The sequence below is a fragment of the Nocardiopsis dassonvillei subsp. dassonvillei DSM 43111 genome (assembly GCF_000092985.1).
Classification (GTDB): Bacteria; Actinomycetota; Actinomycetes; order Streptosporangiales; family Streptosporangiaceae; genus Nocardiopsis; species Nocardiopsis dassonvillei.
This window is the reverse complement of the sequence record NC_014210.1, coordinates 4556468-4575706: the sequence shown is the minus strand read 5'-3', so window position 1 is coordinate 4575706 and position 19239 is coordinate 4556468. Positions and strand designations below refer to the sequence as shown.

Annotated in this window: 17 protein-coding genes and 1 pseudogene; 12 read left to right on the top strand and 6 right to left on the bottom strand. The window is 72.8% G+C overall.

Annotated elements, in window-relative coordinates:
• Positions 1 to 4 precede the first annotated feature (4 nt).
• Positions 5 to 559: an EF-hand domain-containing protein gene (locus tag NDAS_RS18875; RefSeq protein WP_041552858.1), complete on the bottom strand. Its 555-nt coding sequence runs from the start codon at positions 557 to 559 to the stop codon at positions 5 to 7.
• A 247-nt stretch (positions 560 to 806) separates the two neighbouring features.
• Between NDAS_RS18875 and NDAS_RS18870 the strand changes: the two genes are divergently transcribed.
• Entirely contained in the window at positions 807 to 2183 is a 1377-nt protein-coding gene (locus NDAS_RS18870; RefSeq protein WP_013154815.1) for a dipeptidase, read from the top strand.
• 165 nt (positions 2184 to 2348) lie between these two features.
• Entirely contained in the window at positions 2349 to 3299 is a 951-nt protein-coding gene (nudC, locus tag NDAS_RS18865; protein WP_013154814.1) for an NAD(+) diphosphatase, read from the top strand.
• A gap of 142 nt (positions 3300 to 3441) precedes the next feature.
• On the opposite strand, the gene NDAS_RS18860 is transcribed toward nudC, so the two are convergent.
• Positions 3442 to 3897 (bottom strand): ANTAR domain-containing protein, encoded by a 456-nt coding sequence (locus NDAS_RS18860; protein WP_174546883.1) that lies wholly within the window; start codon positions 3895 to 3897, stop codon positions 3442 to 3444.
• Between the two features lie 146 nt (positions 3898 to 4043).
• Positions 4044 to 4304: a mycoredoxin gene (locus NDAS_RS18855; protein ID WP_013154812.1), complete on the bottom strand. Its 261-nt coding sequence runs from the start codon at positions 4302 to 4304 to the stop codon at positions 4044 to 4046.
• A gap of 247 nt (positions 4305 to 4551) precedes the next feature.
• Here NDAS_RS18855 and NDAS_RS18850 point away from each other — a divergent pair, with 247 nt between their 5' ends.
• From NDAS_RS18850 to NDAS_RS18830, 6 genes and pseudogenes are all read left to right on the top strand, one after another.
• On the top strand, positions 4552 to 6678 hold the full coding sequence (locus tag NDAS_RS18850; RefSeq protein WP_013154811.1) for an ATP-dependent DNA helicase UvrD2: 2127 nt from the start codon (positions 4552 to 4554) through the stop codon (positions 6676 to 6678).
• Positions 6671 to 7581, top strand: a pseudogene (gene tesB / locus NDAS_RS18845) (acyl-CoA thioesterase II). Before NDAS_RS18850 ends, tesB begins: the two are co-directional and overlap by 8 nt.
• A 450-nt stretch (positions 7582 to 8031) precedes the next feature.
• Positions 8032 to 8376 carry a hypothetical protein gene (locus NDAS_RS18840; RefSeq protein ID WP_013154810.1) on the top strand — a complete coding sequence of 115 codons (345 nt, stop codon included), beginning with the start codon at positions 8032 to 8034 and terminating at the stop codon, positions 8374 to 8376.
• 203 nt (positions 8377 to 8579) lie between these two features.
• Positions 8580 to 8858, top strand: a complete 279-nt coding sequence (locus NDAS_RS18835; RefSeq protein WP_013154809.1) for a WhiB family transcriptional regulator — start codon at positions 8580 to 8582, stop codon at positions 8856 to 8858.
• 54 nt (positions 8859 to 8912) lie between these two features.
• Entirely contained in the window at positions 8913 to 9074 is a 162-nt protein-coding gene (locus tag NDAS_RS28970) for a hypothetical protein (RefSeq protein WP_013154808.1), read from the top strand.
• 285 nt (positions 9075 to 9359) lie between these two features.
• Complete coding sequence (locus tag NDAS_RS18830; RefSeq protein ID WP_013154807.1) at positions 9360 to 9935, top strand: M48 metallopeptidase family protein; 576 nt, start codon at positions 9360 to 9362, stop codon at positions 9933 to 9935.
• A gap of 281 nt (positions 9936 to 10216) precedes the next feature.
• Here NDAS_RS18830 and NDAS_RS18825 read toward each other — a convergent pair whose 3' ends face one another.
• Positions 10217 to 10807, bottom strand: coding sequence for an NUDIX hydrolase (locus NDAS_RS18825; protein WP_013154806.1), 591 nt, complete (start codon positions 10805 to 10807; stop codon positions 10217 to 10219).
• On the bottom strand, positions 10808 to 12295 hold the full coding sequence (locus NDAS_RS18820; protein WP_013154805.1) for a zinc-dependent metalloprotease: 1488 nt from the start codon (positions 12293 to 12295) through the stop codon (positions 10808 to 10810).
• Between the two features lie 123 nt (positions 12296 to 12418).
• On the opposite strand from NDAS_RS18820, the gene NDAS_RS18815 reads away from it, so the two are divergent.
• From NDAS_RS18815 to NDAS_RS18805, 3 genes are all read left to right on the top strand, one after another.
• Positions 12419 to 13486, top strand: coding sequence for an NAD-dependent epimerase/dehydratase family protein (locus tag NDAS_RS18815; protein WP_013154804.1), 1068 nt, complete (start codon positions 12419 to 12421; stop codon positions 13484 to 13486).
• Between the two features lie 230 nt (positions 13487 to 13716).
• Complete coding sequence (locus NDAS_RS18810) at positions 13717 to 14154, top strand: molybdenum cofactor biosynthesis protein MoaE (protein ID WP_013154803.1); 438 nt, start codon at positions 13717 to 13719, stop codon at positions 14152 to 14154.
• Between the two features lie 90 nt (positions 14155 to 14244).
• Positions 14245 to 15303 (top strand): YlbL family protein, encoded by a 1059-nt coding sequence (locus tag NDAS_RS18805; protein ID WP_041552857.1) that lies wholly within the window; start codon positions 14245 to 14247, stop codon positions 15301 to 15303.
• 122 nt (positions 15304 to 15425) lie between these two features.
• Here NDAS_RS18805 and NDAS_RS18800 read toward each other — a convergent pair whose 3' ends face one another.
• Positions 15426 to 15947, bottom strand: a complete 522-nt coding sequence (locus NDAS_RS18800; protein ID WP_013154801.1) for a PPA1309 family protein — start codon at positions 15945 to 15947, stop codon at positions 15426 to 15428.
• A 297-nt stretch (positions 15948 to 16244) separates the two neighbouring features.
• On the opposite strand from NDAS_RS18800, the gene NDAS_RS18795 reads away from it, so the two are divergent.
• Positions 16245 to 19190, top strand: a complete 2946-nt coding sequence (locus NDAS_RS18795) for a UPF0182 family membrane protein (protein ID WP_041552856.1) — start codon at positions 16245 to 16247, stop codon at positions 19188 to 19190.
• The last annotated feature ends 49 nt before the right edge of the window (positions 19191 to 19239 follow it).

Genomic DNA, 19239 nt, shown 5'->3' with positions numbered 1-19239 from the left:
GGGCTCAGATCACGCCGAAGACGAACCCGCCCGGGGCGTCGGAGTCCTCGCCGAAGAGGTACTCCCGGGCCGACAGGACGAACTCCGCGCGGCCGATGAACCCGTCGCCGTCGGTGTCCAGGGCCCTGAACCGGTCCAGGGCGTCGGAGGAGGAGGCCCCCAGGACCTCGGCGTACCTGACGTACTCCGCCTCGCTGATCGACCCGCCGTCGTCGGTGTCGAGCAGGTCGAAGACCGCCTCGGCCACGCCCTCGGTCATGTTGAACCGGCTGCGGTCCTCGGAGGCCGCGTGCATCGCCGCGACGAACGCATCCCGGTCCAGGCGCGCCTGGGCGGGCGAGCCGTGGCGCAGCAGCTCCAGCCAGAGCATCTGGTAGGAGGCGTGGACGGCCTGGGCCCGGCGGTCGCTCAGGTCCAGCGCGTACCCCTTCGTGTAGCGGTCGACCAGGCGCTGGTAGTCGTCCCAGGTGATGGCCCCGTCGCGGTCGGTGTCCAGCGTGTCGAAGAGGCGGCCGAACCTCTCGGCGACCGCGGTGGCGGGAACGGTGTCCACGTGCATTCCTCTCGTCGGCGGGCGGGCGCGTCCCGCCCCTGCACCTTCGAGTGTCCCGCGAGCCGAGGAGTTCCCCGTCCCCCGCGGCTCCGCCGCCCCTGGCGGCCGGGCTCCCGAGCCCCCCCGGGCCGGACCGGGACCGGACCGGGACCGGACCGGGGACGGGCGCGCGGGGCTCCCGGCCCGCGTGCCGAGGCGGTTCGCGCAGGTCCTAGGCTCGTTCCCGACAACGACGTCGAGCAAGGACGGTCCCATGGACGTACGCGCCCACATCGAGGCACACCGGGACGAGTTCGTCTCCTCCCTCAAGGAGTGGCTGGCGATCCCCTCCATCTCCGCCGACCCCGCGCACCACCCCGACGTGGTCCGCTCCGCCCGGTGGCTCGCCGACCACCTCACCGCGACCGGCTTCCCCACCGTCGAGGTGTGGCAGACCCCCGGCCTGCCCGCCGTGTTCGCCGAGTGGCCCGCCGCCGACCCCGACGCCCCCACGGTGCTCGTCTACGGACACCACGACGTCCAGCCCGTCGACCCGGTCCAGGAGTGGGAGACCGACCCGTTCGTGCCCACCGAGCGCGGCACCTCCCTGTTCGCGCGCGGGGCCTCCGACGACAAGGGGCAGGTGCTCTTCCACGCCCTCGGCGTGCGCGCCGCCCTGGCCGCATCCGGCGCCGACGCCCCGCCCGTCACGGTCAAGCTGCTCGTGGAGGGCGAGGAGGAGTCGGGCTCGGTCCACTTCGCCGACCTGATGCGCGCCAACCGCGACCGCCTGGCCTGCGACGTCGTCGTCATCTCCGACACCACCATGTGGGCGGCCGACACCCCGTCCATGTGCGTGGGCATGCGCGGCGTCACCGACGTGGAGATCAGCCTGTACGGCCCCGAGCGCGACCTGCACAGCGGCTCCTTCGGCGGCGCCGTGCCCAACCCGCTCAAGGCCATGAGCGACCTGCTGTCCGGCCTGCACGACGAGGACGGCCGGGTGGCGGTCCCCGGCTTCTACGACGGGGTGGTCGAGGCCAGCCGGGAGGAGCGCGAACTCATCGCCCGGCTGCCCTTCGACGAGCGCGAGTGGCTGGCCACCGCCGCCTCCACCGCCACCTGGGGCGAGAAGGGCTACAGCACGCTGGAGCGGATCTGGCTGCGCCCGACCGCCGAGATCAACGGCATGTGGGGCGGCCACACCGGCTCGGGCGGCAAGACCATCGTCCCTCGCTCCGCGCACGCCAAGGTCAGCTTCCGCCTGGTGCCCGGCCAGGACCCGCTGCACGTGCAGGACCGCGTCCGCGCCCACGTCGAGGCGGCCGTCCCCGAGGGTCTGCGCGCCGAGACGGAGTTCGGCGGGCCGGGCGTGCGCGCCTGCGCCTCCGACCTGTCCTCCACCGCGCTGAAGGCGGCCCGCTCGGCCATGGAGCGCGCCTTCGGCACCCAGGTCCTGTTCACCCGCGAGGGCGGCAGCGGCCCCGAGGCCGACATCGCCGACATCCTCGGGGCGCCGCTGGTCTTCCTCGCCGTCGGCCTGGACGAGGACCGCATCCACGCCCCCAACGAGAAGGTGGAGATCCCCCTGCTGCTCAAGGGGGCCGAGAGCGCCGCCTACCTGTGGGAGGAGCTCGGCGGCCTCGGCTGAGCCGTGACCGCGCGGCGCCGGGGCCCGCTCCGCACACGGTGCCGACCCGCCCACGGGGAATCCGCCGCGCGCGGGGGCCGCGCCAGGATGCGCGCGGCCCCGACGGGTGTTATGCACGTTGTGGACACGGGCCCCGCCAGGCGGCCCGCCGACCCGGAAGGACCCATGGACGCCGACGCGACTCCCTCCCTCTCCCGCTTCTCCGTCGACCCCGCCGCGCACCGGCGCCTGGACGGGGAGTGGCTGGCCGAGGCGTGGGCGGCCCCCGGCACCCGGGTGCTGGTCCTGGAGGGCGGGGACCCCGTCGCCCACGGCTGGCGGGCCGTCATGGCCAAGCAGTCCCGGGCCCTGATCACCACCGGGGACGAACCCCGACTGGTCCTGGTCCCCCCGGACGAGGCGCCCGAGGGCGAGCGCTACCTGCTGGGCACCGACGGACGGGACGCCTACTTCGCGGTCCGCTCCGGCCGGGAGCTCACCGCCACCGAACGGACCGCCCCGGCCTCCCTGCGCGAGATCGGCGCGCTCCTGGGCGACCGCGACACCGGGCTGATGACCCGCGCCGTCGCCCTCGCGAACTGGAACGCCACCCACGGGTTCTGCCCCCGCTGCGGCTCCCGCACCACCCCGGCCGCGGCCGGGCACGTGCGCGTGTGCGATCGGGAGGGCACCGAGCAGTACCCCCGGATGGACCCGGCGGTGATCATGCTGGTGCACCGCGAGCGCGACGGCCGCGAGGAGATGCTGCTCGGCAACAACCCGAACTGGGACGCCCGCCGCTTCTCGGTGCTGGCCGGGTTCGTGGACGCGGGGGAGTCGCTGGAGCAGGCCGTGGTCCGCGAGGTCGCCGAGGAGGCGGGGATCGTGGTCGAGCGCCCGCGCTACCTGTCCTCGCAGCCCTGGCCCTTCCCGCGCAGCCTGATGGTGGGCTACACCGCGCGGGCCGTGGGCGAGACCGAGCGCACCGACGACGAGATCGGCGTCACCCGGTGGTTCACCCGCGCCGAACTGGCCGAGGCCGTGCACGCGGAGGAGATCCTGCTGCCCGGGCGGGTCTCGATCGCCCGCACCCTCATCGAGCACTGGTACGGCTCGGAGCTCCCCGGCGGCTGGTGACCCCGGGCCGACGGCCGCTCCCGGCCCCGCGGCGGCCGGGAGCCGCCGCCCGCGGGGCCGGGAGCGGGAGCGGGGACGCGCCCGGGGCGGGGCCGGGGCCTTTCGGGGTTTCGCTCGGGGCCCCGCCCGGCCCGTCGCCGCGCTAGCGCGAACCGGGGGAGGCGCCCAGTTCGTCGGGCAGCACGGTGAGGGGGCTCGTGCTGCTCTCCACCACGTCCCGCGCCAGGTCCGCCACCTTGCGCCCGCGCGAGCGCGCCGAGGAGCGCAGCCGCTCGAAGGCCTCGCGGGGCGCCATCGTGTGCCGCTCCGCCAGGACCCCGATCGCCTGCTCCACCACCACGCGCGACTGCAGCGCGTGCTCCAGCTGCGCGATGGTGTGCCGCAGCCGCTCCACCTCCGAAGCGCCCTCCGGCGCCCGGCCGGGCGCCTGGGAACGCGGGGTCCGGGTCCCCGACTCGCCGGTCAGCAGGTCCGCCAGGACCATCGCGCTCACCAGGTCGGGCACCTCCTCGCCGTCGCCCACCCGCCACCCGGCCGGGGTGCGGCGGACCACACCGGTGTCCACCGTGTCGGCGACCGCAATGTCATGAGGCCTCATGTCCTCCCCCAACTCCACACTCCCCGTCGTCATCGTCCGAGTCCTTGGTGACCCGAGCGCCGTCGGAGGTGCACCGCCGAAGGCGGGCCCCGCGGTGCGGGCCGCGGGACCCGCCCTGGGGCGTGGTCCGCGGCCCGCGTACCGTCCTACGACAGCTCGGCCAGTTTCTGCTTCACCTGAGCGAGCGACGGGTTGGTCATCGCCGCACCGTCGCTGAAGACCAGCGTCGGAACCGTCTGGTTGCCGTTGTTGGCCCTCATGACCAGTTCCGCGGCCTCCGGGTGCTCCTCGATGTTCACCTCACGACCGGTGATCCCCTCGCGGGCGAGCTGGCTCTTGAGCCGCTTGCAGTACCCGCACCAGGGGGTGGTGTACATCGTGAACTGTTCGGTCGCCGCGCTCGTCATGTCGCTCACGTCCTTCTTTCGTCTACGGTCGATGGGTCGGTCCGGTCATCTCAACACCGAGGGGTCCGGACCGCTTCCCGGGACCGCGTGACACAACGTGGGACGCCTCACAGGACCAACTGGTTCTGGAATGTCTGATGTGCCTCCCGCGGCCCCGGCGGCGGGCACGGGGTCCGATCCGCTCCCCGTCACGGCCGATACTTGAGAGACTGGGACCCCATCCACCCCGACCCTACGCAGGAGCACCATGGATCCCGACCGCGTCCTGGAGGGACTGGACCCGGAGCAGACCCAGGCCGCACGCGCGCTGCGCGGCCCCGTGTGCATCCTGGCCGGTGCCGGGACGGGCAAGACCCGGGCCATCACCCACCGCATCGCGTACGCGGTCTCCAGCGGTGTGGTCGCCGAGCAGCAGGTCCTCGCGGTCACCTTCACCGCGCGCGCCGCCGGGGAGATGCGCGGCCGGCTGCGCGCCCTGGGCGCCCCCCGCGTGCAGGCCCGCACCTTCCACGCCGCCGCCCTGCGCCAGCTCTCCTTCTTCTGGCCCCAGGTCGTGGGCGGCGAGAAGCCCACCCTCATCGAGAGCAAGCTCCCGGTGGTCTCCCGCGCCGCCCACTCGGTGGGCCTCCAGCCCGACCGCAACGGCCTGCGCGACCTGGCCGGCGAGATCGAGTGGTCCAAGGTCACCCAGGTGCGCCCCACCGACTACGACAAGGCCGTGGTCAAGGCGGGCCGCCAGCCCCCGCTGCCCGCGGGCGAGGTGGCCCGGGTCTTCGAGGCCTACGAGGACCTGCGCCGCGAGCACAACCTCCTCGACTTCGAGTCCATGCTCGAACTCACCGCCGGCATGATCACCGAGTACCCGGCCATCGCCCAGCGCGTGCGCGAGCAGTACCGGTACTTCGTCGTCGACGAGTTCCAGGACGTCAACCCGCTCCAGCGCCTGCTCCTGGACGCCTGGCTGGGCGACCGCGACGACCTGTGCGTGGTCGGCGACCCCAGCCAGACCATCTACTCCTTCGCCGGGGCCACCCCCGGCTACCTGACCGGGTTCGGCGCCCGCTACCCCCACGCCACCGTGGTCCAGCTGGTCCGCGACTACCGCTCCACCCCCCAGGTCGTGCGGGTGGCCAACCACGTCATCGCCCAGGCGCGCGGCACGACCTCCGCCCAGCACCTGACCCTCCAGGCCCAGCGCCCCGACGGCCCCGACCCGATGTACCAGGAGTACGACGACGAGCCCGCCGAGGCCACCGGGGTCGCCCGCAAGATCAGCGTCCTGCTGGAGGGCGGCACCCCGGCCAGCGAGATCGCGGTGCTGGTGCGCACCAACGGCCAGTCGGCCTCCTACGAGCAGGCGCTGACCGACGAGGGCGTGCCGTTCACGATGCGCGGGACCACCCGGTTCTTCGAGCGCCCCGAGATCAAGCAGGCCGTGCACACCCTGCGCGGCGCCCGGCACGGGGCGGCGGGGGAGGAGGCCGAGCCCCTGGTGCGCACCGTCCGCCAGCTGCTCGGACAGCTCGGCCTGACCGAGAGCGCGCCCGAGGGGCGCCAGGCCCGCGAACGCTGGGAGTCGCTGACCGCGCTGGCCCAGCTGGCCGAGGACATGGCCGCCGCGCCGAGGCCCGACGGCAGTCCGGTGACCATGGCCGACCTCGTGGACGAGCTCGACGTGCGCATGGCCACCGAGCACGCGCCCGGCTTCGAGGGCGTCACCATCGCCTCCCTGCACGCGGCCAAGGGCCTGGAGTGGGACGCCGTCTTCCTGGTCGGTCTCACCGAGGGCATGATGCCGATCATCTACGCCGAGACCGACGAGCAGGTGGAGGAGGAGCGCCGCCTGTTCTACGTGGGCGTCACGCGGGCCCGCGAGCACCTGGCGATGTCGTGGTCCCTGGCCCGCTCGCCCGGCGGCAGGAAGACCCGCAAGCCCTCCCGCTTCCTCGACGGCCTGCGCCCCGCCTCCCCGTCCACCGCCTCCCGGCGCGCCGAGCGCCGCAAGGGCGGCGTGACCCGCTGCCGGGTGTGCTCGGCCACCCTCACCGACGCGGCCGAGCGCAAGCTGGGCCGCTGCCTGGACTGCCCCTCCAGCTACGACGAGGCCCTGCTGGAGCGGCTGCGCGACTGGCGCCGCGCGTGCGCGCAGGAGCAGAAGGTGCCCGCCTACGTGATCTTCACCGACGCCACCCTCCAGGCCGTCGCCGAGCAGGAGCCCGGCAGCCTCACCCAGCTGGCGGCGGTGTCCGGTGTCGGCGCGGTCAAGCTCGATCGCTACGGTGAGGCGGTACTGGCGCTGGTGGCGGGCGCGGACCCGGCGGACGTCATGGACCGCCGGACCGAGGACGACGGGGAGGAAGCGGCGGATGAGTGAGAGCGCCGACGCGCAGGCGCGGGGCCAGTCCCTCGCCGACCTGCTGACCGTGCTGGACCTGGAGCGGATCGAGGACGACATCTTCCGGGGCAGCAGCCCCGAGGAGGGCCCCCAACGGGTCTTCGGCGGCCAGGTCGCTGGCCAGGCGCTGGTCGCGGCGGGGCGCACCGTCCCCGCCGAACGCTACGTCACTCCCTGCACGCGTACTTCATACGCCCCGGCGACCCCTCGGTGCCCATCGTCTACGAGGTGGACCGCGTCCGGGACGGCCGCTCCTTCACCACCCGGCGGGTGGTGGCCATCCAGCACGGCAAGCCGATCTTCACCCTGTCGGCCTCCTTCCACAAGGAGGAGCCGGGCCTGGACCACCGGATCCCGATGCCCGACGTCCCGCCGCCGGAGGAGCTGCCGAGCACGCGCGAGCGCCTGCAGGAGGCCTTCGGCCGCGTGCCCGGGTTCGTGCGCTGGCACCCCATCGAGCTGCGCCCGGTGGGGCCGCTGTCCTACGAGGCCGAGCGCGATCCGCGGCTGCGCACCGCCAACAACCCGGTGTGGCTCAAGGTGGACGGCAAGCTGCCCGACGACCGCCTCACCCACGTGTGCCTGATGACCTACGCCTCGGACATGACCCTGCTGGACACCGTGCTGCTGCGCCACGGCCGCTCCTTCGCGGGGATCTCCATGGCCAGCCTGGACCACGCGATGTGGTTCCACCGGCCGTTCCGCGCCGACGAGTGGCTGCTGTACGCGCAGGAGGCGCCGACCGCCCAGGGCGCCCGCGGTCTGGCGCGCGGGCTGGTCTACACCCGCGAGGGCGAACTCGTGTGCTCGGTGGTGCAGGAGGGACTGATCCGGGTGGTGGACGCCGAGGGCTGGTCCGACACCCTTCCGGAACCGCTCTAGCGGACCGGCCGGAACCGTCGTCGGTCTGAAGCGGGGGTTCTGACCTGCGGTGATCCTGTACATGTGGCGAGGTCGGAGCATCCGGCCTCGCCGTACGTACGGGATCACGGTGGACGACGCGGGCCCGGGCGCCCTTCCAGGCACCGCGGTGGGCGCCGCCGCGCCGCTCCCGGAGACCGGGACGGAGGAGGCTCGGGCCGCCCGCCGTGACCGGGGCCTCCCCGCGTCGCGGGCGGGGCGTCGGCAGGGCGCCCGGGGGATGCCCAAAGGCAACGCTTCCGGGCGCCGCGGCATTCCCGCGAACCCCTGACCGGATGCGGACGTTTGCGCAGGTCAAAAATAGGTTGCTCTCTTTCCGCGCCAGCCCATAGTGTGTACCCCGTCGCAATGACCGCTCCCGGCGCGGGTGCAAGATCCCGCCGCCCGAAAGTGAAGGAGGTGCCCGATCCAATGACCAGCATCACGGAGACCACAGGCTTCGTCGCCGGCTTCGCCATGCCGTCGCATCAGCTGTCCCCGACCGCTGTCCAGGGCAACCTCCTGCGCGGTCACACGGACGTCTTCGCCCTCTTCGGCGAGGCCACCATCGGCAACGGCGGCACCGGGGTCCCCGGATCCCGCTCCCCGTTGACGGTGTCCCAGGTCGAGTGGACCGTCCTCGGCGACGGCAGTGGTGTGTCCGTCGAGTCCGGGCTCGCCCTTGATCGCGGCAAGCGCCAGACGAAGCACGCAGCAGAAGCTACCCAGCGCCCGTATGGCGCATCGGGGGAGTGTCCACGGAGGATTCCGGCCTAGAGCAGGACAGGCCGAGAGTTTCGACCGTGGCCGCGGACCCCGACAGGGGCCGCGGCTTTCTTTGTATCTTCGCCAGCTCCCCGTCCCCCAGGGACGAGGGAGAGGGCGGCGGCATCGCAAGTCCAGGTCCCCCACCGGACCGGTTCCGGTGACCAGTCACCGACCGCGTTGTACGAAACGATCAAAGATCTTGGAGGGCACCGATGCTTGCGTCGGTCCTGGAAACGCCCTGGCTGGGCGACACCGAAGTTCCCTGCCGCCTGGAGCCCGACCTGTTCTTCGCCGAGGCGCCCGCCGACGTCGAGGCGGCCAAGGCCGTCTGCGGCGCGTGCCCCGTGCGGGAGCAGTGCCTGGCCGACGCCCTGGAGCGCGGTGAGCCCTGGGGCGTCTGGGGCGGGCAGCTGCTCGTCTCCGGACAGGTCGTGGCGCGCAAGCGCCCCAGGGGCCGCCCCCGGAAGAACCCCGCCCCGGTCGCGGCCTGACCGTTCCAGCCACAGCCTCACCCGACCCCCACAAGACCCGAAGGACGAAGACGGATGATGATGATGGAACTCATGCGCGTGGTCGAGCGGACCGACGTCGAAACGCGTGAACAGCAGGGCAGGAGGCTCACCGCCCGCCAGCTGCGCGCCCGCCAGCGCGAGGAGCGCCGTGCCGAACAGGCGCTCATGGAAATCGCGTGGTCACGTCTGTGTTGACGTGACGGGACGCACGGCGCCCTGAGCTGATCACGGGACCGGGCGGGGCTCCTCCGGGGGTCACCGTCCGGTCTCTTTTGTGTATCCGAAAGAGCACTGGGGCATCCCGACGGGCCCCTCCGTGGCCCGTCCCACAGCCGAAAAAGGACCCTGGTCAGGGCGGAATGTGCTACAGGGACGTGTTTTTCGGTTACGTTCCCGGATCCGGAGAAGACGCAAGATCGGCGACATAACAGGACAGGACACACCTGTGCTGGAGCGCCTCGCTCGGCTACCGTAAACTCCGTGCCCTCGAACACCAAAATCGAGGTACGACGCAGTCCTCGTCGCCGACGCACGGTGTCGGCCTACAGGGACGGGGACACCACGGTCGTCCTCGTGCCCGCGACGTTCTCCCGCGCAGAGGAAAAGCGCTGGGTGGGCCGTATGCTGCAACGACTCGAGGCCCGCGAGGGGCGCCGCAACCCCGGCGACGCCGAACTCCACGAACGCGCGCTCGAACTGGCCCGCCGCTACCTGGACGGCACCGAACTCCCCGAGAGCGTGCGCTGGGTGGACAACCAGAACTCGCGCTGGGGGTCGTGCACCCCCGAGACCCGCACGATCCGCATCTCCCGCCGCGTCGCCGGAATGCCCTCCTGGGTCGTGGACTACGTGCTCATCCACGAACTCGCGCACCTGTTCATCCCGCACCACGGCCGGGAGTTCTGGGACCTGGTGCGCCGCTACCCCAAGGCCGAGCGGGCCCGCGGCTACCTGGAGGGCTTCAGCGCCGCCTCCCGCGCCGAGTCCGACGACCCCTGCGGAGCCGGGGAGGACGAGGAGGAGCTCGACGCCGCCGAGGTCGCCTTCGACGAGTGAGCCCGGCCACGCACCGGTGGGGCGGGTGCCGCGGTGCCCGGGCCGCCGGGGGCCACGCCGCCGACCCGACGCGAACGGCCCCGCCCGGGACACCGCCGTCTTCCCGGTCCAGCGCCTCGAAGAACCCGCCTCCGGCCCCCGAACCCACGATCCCCGCGGCGCCCCGGACTCCGGGGTGCCGCGGGGATCGCTGGAACCCGTGACCGGTGCGGGGCCGTCGTGTGCCGTGGGACCGCAGGAACGGGGCTGGCGACCGCTCCAGCGCGCCGCCGCGTTCCAGGTCAGCGCGTGCCCGGGTCCGTGCTCGGGGGGCGGGCGGACGCCCGCAGGCGGCGCCCCACCGCCTCGGCCGCTGCGCGCACCAGCGAACGGCACACCTCGTCGGAGGGCTCGGGCAGGTCGTCCACCGGGAACCAGCCCAGGTCGGCCGACTCGTCGGGGTCGCGTACCAGCACCGCGTCCTCGGGGGCGACCGCCGCGTACTGCACGTCCAGGTGGAAGCTGCCGCCCCCGCAGGGCACCGCGTGGCGGTCCAGCCCGACGGGCTCGGGCAGCAGGGTGAGCCCCCTGATGCCCGACTCCTCGGTGGCCTCGCGCAGCGCCGCCGCGCCCAGGGTGGCGTCCTCCGGCTCGCAGTGCCCGCCGGTCTGCAACCAGATCCGGTGGATCCGGTGCAGGGTGAGCACCGCCCGCGAGCCGTCGGCGGAGATGATCGCCGTGCTGGCCGTCACGTGGCCGGGCAGGCAGGAGCGCCACATCCCGTCCCCGTGCGCGTCCAGGTGGTCGAGGTAGGAGCGGCGCAGCTCCTCCTGCCGGGCGTCGGGCGCGGTCCACGCGTCCAGCACCGCCCGGGCGTCCGCGTGCAGCGACACCTACGCGCCCTCTCTCCGGTCGTCGTCCCCGTCGCCGTCCCGGTCACCGCCGGGGGCGCCCTCGTCGGAAGGCCCCTCCCCGGACGCGTCCCCGTCGGTCCCCGCCCTCTCCCGGCCGGGAGCGTCCCCGGTCAGCGAGGAGATGTCGAAGTCGGCGTCGCCGAACCCGTCACCGCCCCCGCGCACGAAGGCCTCGGGATCGTCCAGGTCGTCGCCGGTGGGCATCAGGTCCGGGTGCTCCCAGACCGCGTCCCGGCCCTCCACACCGCGCGCCTCCTCCAGGGCGGACCACAGCGCGGACGCCTCGCGCAGGCGGCGCGGGCGCAGCTCCAGGCCGACCAGGGCGGCGAACGTGTGCTCGGCGGGCCCGCCGGTCGCCCGGCGGCGCCGGGTCGCCTCGGCCAGGGCGTCCGCCTGCGGCAGACGGCCCGACACCGCGGACGAGACCACGGTGGCCACCCAGCCCTCGATCAGCGCCAGGGTGGTCTCCAACCGGGCCAGCGCCGCCTTCTGCTGCGGGGTGTCCTCGGGCTGGAACAGCCCCTCGCCCCCGACACCGCCCAGGGCCTCCTGGAGCGCCTCGGGGTTGGTGAGGTCGATCTCGCCGAGCCGGTCCTCCAGGCCGCTGATGTCGAAGGACATCCCGTCCGCGTACTCGTTGACCAGCCGGGACACGTGCGAGCGCAGCCACGGCACGTGCGAGTACAGCCGGTGCACGGCCGCCTCGCGGGCGGCCAGGTACAGGCGCACCTCGTCCTCGGGGACCTCCAGGCCCTCGCTGAAGCGCGCCACGCCGGAGGGCAGCAGCGCCGCACGGCCCTCACCGGCCAGGGGCAGTCCGATGTCGGCGGTGCCGACCACCTCGCGGGACAGCTCGCCCACGGCCTGGCCCGCCTGGCGGCCGACCATCATGCTGCCCATCTGCTGGATCATGCCCAGCAGCGGACCGGCCACGGACCGCATCTCCTCGGGCAGGTTCTGCCCCATCGACCGGACGGTCTTGCTGGTCAGCGGGTCGCACAGCTGCGCCCACGAGTCCATCGTCCGCTCGATCCACTCCGACCGGCTCCAGGCCTGGGCGGTGTGGACGCCCGACGGCAGGTCGGTAGCCTGGTCGAGCCACAGGTCGGCCAGGCGCAGGGCCTCCTCGACCCTGGCGTAGTCGGACGCCGGAACGCTCGGGTCGCCCTCCTGGGCGACCGTCTGGCGCGCGACGTCCTTGGCCATGTCCCAGTTCACACCGGACGACGACCTCTGGTCGCCGCTGGAACCGGGAGCGGGGCCGGGTTGGGCCGACATCATGTCGGCGAACTGACGCAGCATGTTGGCCATCTGCTGCGGGTCGCCGAACGGGAAGCCGTCCGGCGTTCCGGATCCTCCTCCGCCCGGGCCGCCGCTGCCGGCACCCGAGCCGGAGTCGCCAGAACGGCGTCCGGACTCGTCATCGGGATCGTTCGGCATGCTGAAACCGAATGGCAGGTCGCTCACAATCAGACCTCAGGCAGGATTAGGTTTGGTCTCCACTGTCACGTTAGCTGGGAGTCGCCCGGAGTGAATACCGAAAGCAGCCAGGTTCGCCCAGAGCACAGCCCCTCCGAGGGAGCGGGCACGGTGGTCGCTGTCACCGGTGCCGCCTCCGGGGTGGGCCGGCTCCTCGTGCAACGCCTGGCCGCGCCGGAGAGTTCCGCGCGCCTGCGTGAGGTCGTCGCCATCGACGCCGAGCTCGCCGACCTGCGCGGCGTCACCTGGCGCATCGCCGACGTGTGCGACCCCGGGCTGGTCTCCCGCCTCGGCGGGGTGGACGTGCTCGTGCACACCGCCGACGACCGCTCCCTGGAGACCCGGCCCGCGCGGCGCCGCGCGCACAACATCCGCGCGGCCCAGACGGTCCTGACCGCCGCCGCGGCCTCGGGGGTCCCCCGCGTCATCCTGGTCACCAGCACCATGGTCTACGGGGCCGCCCCCGACAGCCCCGTGCCCCTGGCGGAGAACGCGCCGCGCGTGTCCGACAACAGCGAGGGGCTCATGGGCGACTTCGCCGAGATCGAGGCCCTCGCCGAGCGCGCCCGCCGGGCCCACCCCAGCCTCACCGTCACCGTCGTGCGCCCCGCCCCGCTCGTGGGGCCCGGGCTCGACACCCTCCTCAGCCGCCACTTCTCCGCCCCGCGCCTGCTCACCGTCAAGGGGCACGAACAGCACTGGCAGTTCTGCCACGAGGACGACCTGGTCAGCGCCCTGGCCTTCTGCGCCCTGCACGGGGTGGACGGGCCCGAGGGCGTGGTCGCCGTGGCCAGCGAGGGCTCCCTCACCCAGGACGAGGTGGAGGCCGTCTCCGGGATGAAGCACTTCGAGGTGCCCGCCAACCTGGCCTTCGGCGCCGTCCGCCGCCTCCACCAGGCCCGGATCACCCCGGCGGCCGAGGGCGAGCTGAAGTTCCTCGTCTACCCGTGCGTGGTGGACTGCGCGGTGCTGCGCGAGGCCGGGTGGAAGCCCGCCCACGACAACGAGTCCGCCCTGGCAGCCCTGCTGGAGTCCCGCAGCGGCAGGCCCGCGCTGGTCGGCCGCAGCCTGGGCCGCAAGGAGGTCACCATCACCGCCGCGGGTGCCGCCGGAGCCGCCGCGGCGGCCATCGGCACCGCCGCAGCCATCCGCCACCTGCGCAAACGCAAGGGGGCGTGAGGCCCGGGGTCCGCGCGGCACGCGTATCGACGGCGCGCCGACGAACCCCGGCCACCTGACCCGGAGCCCGTGCGCGCGGCACACGCCGGGAACGCGGCCGACGCCGGCTCCCAACCCGACCCGGGACCGTGGGAGTGCGGCGCGCTTCCTGTGCCGGTGCCCGTGCGCGTGCGTCGGAACGCGCACCCGTGTCCCCACATGGGGGAACAACCGGTTGATACGGTCATGTCGTGGAAGAGATCACTCTCGCGTCAGTACGCGACACCCCCCTGTCGGTGGACGAGGTCCTCGCCGCGGTCTCCGACCCGCGCGCGGGCGGCACCGCGGTCTTCGTCGGCACCGTCCGCGACCACGACCACGGCCGTGACGTCGCGCGCCTGGCCTACTCCGCCCACCCGACGGTGGAGGCCCAGCTGCGCGTCGTCATGGAGAAGGTCCTCAGCGACACCTCCGTCCCGGGCCGCCCCGTGGTGCGGATGGCCGCGACGCACCGGGTCGGCCAGCTGGAGATCGGCGACATCGCGGTGGTCGTGGCCGCCGCCGCCGCGCACCGGCAGGAGGCCTTCGAGGCCTGCCGCCGCCTCATCGACGACCTCAAGGCCCAGGTGCCCATCTGGAAGCAGCAGGACTTCGAGGACGGCCGCAGCGAGTGGGTGGGCGCCCCCTGACCGCCCGCGGCGGCCGGGTGAGCCGGAGGGAGGGCGGACCCCCGCCGGTCCGGACGCGGCAATAGGCTGGGGAGCATGCTTCGTCGTGCCATGACCCTCGTTGTCGCGCTCGTCCTCCTCGTCGGGCTCGGGATCGGCAGCCTCCACCTGCCCGTGCCCTACCTGGTCGCCGCGCCGGGCCTGACCGTCAACACGGTCGGGGAGACCGACCGCGGGCAGGTCATCGAGATCGAGGGCGCCGAGAGCTACGAGCACGACGGCACCCTGTCCATGGTGACCGTGCAGTACGCGGGCGGGCCCGGGCACCGGCTCGACTTCCTCACCGTCGTCACCGCCTGGCTCTCGCCCACCCAGGCGGTCCTGCCCGAGGAGCTGCTCTTCCCAGCCGGGCGCACGCCCGAGGAGGTCACCGAGCGCCAGACGGTGCAGATGAACGACTCGCAGACCGACGCCACCGCCGCCGCGCTCACCCAGCTCGGCATGGAGTACGAGGCGGTCCCCGTGGTCAGCGGCACCCTGGAGGGCATGCCCGCGCACGGCGTGGTGGAGGCGGGCGACACGGTCGTGGCCGTGGACGGCGAGCCGGTGCCCACCCAGGGCGGCGACCCCGACGTCCCCGCCGGCAGCGCCGCGGTCGTGGAGATGGTCGGCGACCGCGAGCCCGGCGACCCGGTGGGACTCACCCTGGAGCGCGACGGCGAGACCGTCGAGGTGGAGGTCGCCAGCGAGGAGGGCGACTCCGGCGGCGCCGCGATCGGCGTGCTCATCGCCGACGAGACCGACTTCCCCGTGGACGTGGAGATCACGATCGGCGACATCGGCGGGCCCAGCGCGGGCATGATGTTCGCGCTCGGGATCATGGACCGGCTCAGCGAGGAGGGCCTCACCGGCGGCGCGGCCGTCGCCGGGTCGGGCACCATCACCGCCGACGGTCGGGTGGGCGGGATCAGCGGCATCCCGCAGAAGATGGTCAGCGCCCAGCGCGACGGCGCCGAGTACTTCCTCGTGGCCGCCGACAGCTGCTCCCAGGTCGCCCAGTCGGCCGCCTACGGCGAACTGGAGGTGGTCCGGGTGGAGACCCTCGACGACGCGGTCGCGGCCCTGGAGACCATCCGCACCGGCGAGGGCGAGCTGCCGCGCTGCGAGTAGGGGCGCGGCGCCCGTCCCGTGCCCGGGTTTCCTGGACAGGTGACTCCCCGGGCGCGCACCCGCGTTCCACGGGTGCGCTCCCGGGCCCCGCGCGACCCCGCGGGCGCCCCCAACGGCCCAGATCAGTCCTGTCCGGACTCCTCGTCCAGGTCCAGGGTCAGCGCCAGCGCGGAGGTCAGCGCCGGGATGAGATCCGCCCCGTTGAGCACCTCCGACTCGCTGTCGTGGCTGCGCATGCGCATCGCGCAGTGCCGCGAGCCGTCGCGCAGCACACCGGCGACCATGCGGATCTCCTCGGTCTCGCGGCCGGAGGAGCCCGGCTGCTCGTCCGGGGCCAGGGTCTCGTCCGTGCCCTTGACCACCAGGCGCTCCATCACCAGCGCGCACCCGGCCACGCCCTCCGGCCACAGGATGCGGCCCAGCGCCTCCTCCAGCGGGACGTCGGCGGGCAGCTGCTCCTGCTCGACGGGGGTCAGCTCGTCGGGGTCGGCTGGGGAGTCGATGCCCAGCAGACCGGCCAGCGCGGGCTCCGCCCGCAGCAGCTCCGCGGTCGGCACCAGGGCGTACAGGCCCAGCGGCCGGTCCCAGCCCTGCTCGGCGGCGTGGCGTTCGAGGTCCATGACGGCTTCGCGAATGTTCGACACGTTTCCATAGTGACCGATGCGGGAAGCGCGACGCCCCTGTTTTCGGACAGTAGGGTCGCCACGTGGCCTTCCGGATGCGACTCCGATACAGCAACGATGCAGCCTTGTCACCCGGACGAGGGCCGTTTCGGGAACCCGGGGACCACCGATTAAGTTTTCAGTAACAGAGCGCCACACGCGCACCCATACGCACCTACCAAGCCAGAACGAGGGGGAGGCGTGAGCTTCCGATCGCCCGGCGCACCACCTGCGCGTATGCCTCGCCGATCAAGGTTGCTCGCGCCAGTCGCGGCGACCGTGGTCGTCATCATCGCGGGGCTGATGCTCGCCGCGAACTTCTGGACCGACTTCAAGTGGTTCGAATCCGTCGGCTACACCTCGGTCTTCCTGACCGAACTGTGGACCCGCGTGCTGCTGTTCGCCGTCGCCGGACTGGTGATGGCCGTCATCGTCGGCGCCAGCATCTTCTTCGCCTACCGCTCCCGGCCCGGCATCCGACCGATGAGCCTGGAGCAGCAGGGCCTGGACCGCTACCGGCAGTCCATCGACCCGCACCGCAAACTGTTCTTCTGGATCGCCGTGGGCGCCCTCGCGCTGCTGGCCGGAGCCGCGGCCAGCGGTGACTGGCGGTCCTACCTCCAGTTCGTGAACAGCACCGACTTCGGGGTGAACGACCCCGAGTTCGGCATGGACGTGGCCTTCTTCGCGTTCACCTACCCGTTCCTGCGCATCCTGCTCGGCTACCTGTACGCGGCGGTCATCCTGGCGTTCATCGCCGCGGTGATCGTGCACTACCTGTACGGCGGGGTCCGCCTCCAGAACGACTCCGGCCAGCGCGCCACCCCCTCGGCCCGCGTGCACCTGTCGGTGCTGCTGGGCCTGTTCGTGCTGCTGCGCGGCGGTTCCTACTGGCTGGACCGCTACGGCCTGGTCTTCTCCGAGCGCGGCTACACCTTCGGCGCCTCGTACACCGACGTGAACGCCGTCAAGACCGCGCTGCTCATCCTCACGGTCATCTCGGTCATCTGCGCCGTGCTGTTCTTCGCCAACATCTACTTCAAGAACATCATGGTGCCCATGGCCAGCCTCGGACTGCTGGTGCTGTCCGCGGTGCTGGTCGGCGTGGCCTACCCCGAGATCGTCCAGCGCTTCCAGGTCGCGCCCAACGAGCAGCGCCTGGAGAGCCCCTACATCGAGCGCAACATCGAGTACACGCGCCAGGCCTACGGCATCGACGACGCCGAGGTGCAGGCCTACGACGCCACCACCGAGCTCAGCGCCCAGGACCTGGTGGAGGAGTCCCAGGACACCACCGTGCGCCTGGTCGACCCCTCCGTCGTCTCGCAGACCTTCCAGCAGATGCAGCAGGTCCGCGGCTTCTACCAGTTCCCCGAGGTGCTGGAGGTCGACCGCTACCCGGACTCCGAGGGCAACCTGATCGACACGATCGTGGCCGTCCGAGAGCTGGACGGGCCGCCCGCCGACCAGGACAACTGGCTCAACCGGCACCTGATCTACACCCACGGCTACGGCATGGTCGCCGCCGCGGGCACCCAGATCGACGCCGAGGGGCGCCCGGTCTTCACCGAGTACAACATCCCTCCGCGCGGTGAGCTGAGCGACGTCGTCGGCGAGTACGAGCCGCGCATCTACTACGGCCGCGAGGGCGCCGAGTACGCGATCGTGCAGGCCGAGGAGGAGTACGACTACCCCCTCGACGCCGAGGAGGAGACCGGCGACGTCCCGACCCCGGAGGACGCGGTCGAGCCGGAGGTCTCCCCGAGCCCGGACGAGGCCCGCGCCCCGTCCGACGCGGACCAGGAGGCCTCGGAGCAGACCGCAGAGGAGGCGCCCGCCGAGGGCGGCGGCGAGGGCGCCGGAGGCGGTGGGGAGGGCAGCGACTCGCAGGCCTACAACCGCTACGACGGCGACGGCGGCGTCCAGCTGGCCAGCTTCTTCGACCGGATCCTGTACGCGATCAAGTACCAGGAACCCAACATCCTGCTCAACAGCGCCATCACCAACGACTCGCGCATCATCTACGAGCGCGACCCGGTGGAGCGCGTGGAGAAGGTGGCCCCGTACCTGACCACGGACAGCCGACCCTACCCGGCGGTCGTCGACGGCCGGGTCGTGTGGATCGTGGACGCCTACACCACGTCCGACGGCTACCCGTACGCCAACCGGATCGACTTCACCCAGGCGGTGACCGACACCTTCACCGACGGCTCGGCCCAGCAGGTGGGCGCGCTGCCGGGCAACGAGGTCAACTACATCCGCAACTCGGTGAAGGCCACCGTCGACGCCTACGACGGCACCGTCACCCTGTACGCGTGGGACGAGGCGGACCCGGTCCTCCAGACCTGGATGGACGCCTTCCCCGGGACCGTCGTCGGCAGGGACCAGATGAGCGAGGAGCTCGTCGACCACCTGCGCTACCCGGACGACCTGTTCAAGGTGCAGCGCCAGATCATGCGCGAGTATCACGTGACGGACGCCGCGGCCTACTACGGCGGTCAGGACTTCTGGTCGGTCCCCAGCGACCCGACCAGCGAGACCGATGCCCCCGAGCCGCCCTACCGGCAGACCATCCAGTACCCGGGTGAGGAGTCCACCTTCTCGCTGACCAGCACGTTCGTGCCGCGCGGCCGTGAGAACCTGGCGGCCTTCATGGCGGTGGACAGCGATCCGCGCTCCGAGGAGTACGGCCAGCTCAAGCTGCTGGAGCTGCCGCGGAGCACGGTGATCCTCGGCCCGGGGCAGGTGCAGAACGCCTTCGACGCCGACGCCGACGTCCGCGAGGTGCTGCTGCCGCTGGAGCAGTCCAACGCGGAGGTGACGCGGGGCAACCTGCTCACGCTGCCCTTCGCCGGGGGCCTGCTCTACGTCGAGCCGCTGTACGTGCAGGCGGGCGGCGGCGGAGCCGCCTCCTTCCCGCTGCTCCAGCAGGTCATGGTCGGCTTCGGTGACGAGGTGGCCATCGGCAACAGCCTGCCGGACGCGCTCAGCAACCTCTTCGACGGAGAGGGCGCGGCCCCCGAGGAGGGCGTCGAGCAGACTCCCGAGGAGGAGTCCGAGGCCGGTGGCGGCGGCGGAGGCGGTGGTGGGGGCAACGAGGACCTCACCGAGTCCCTCAACGAGGCCGTCGAGGCCTGGGAAGAGGCCCAGCAGTCCAACGAGGAGGCCAACGACCGCCTGCGCGAGGCGCTGGAGGACATCCAGCAGCAGCTGGACGAGAACTGAGCCCCGCCCTGCGGCGGTGACCGTTCCCTGAGGGGGCGGGGGTCCTCGG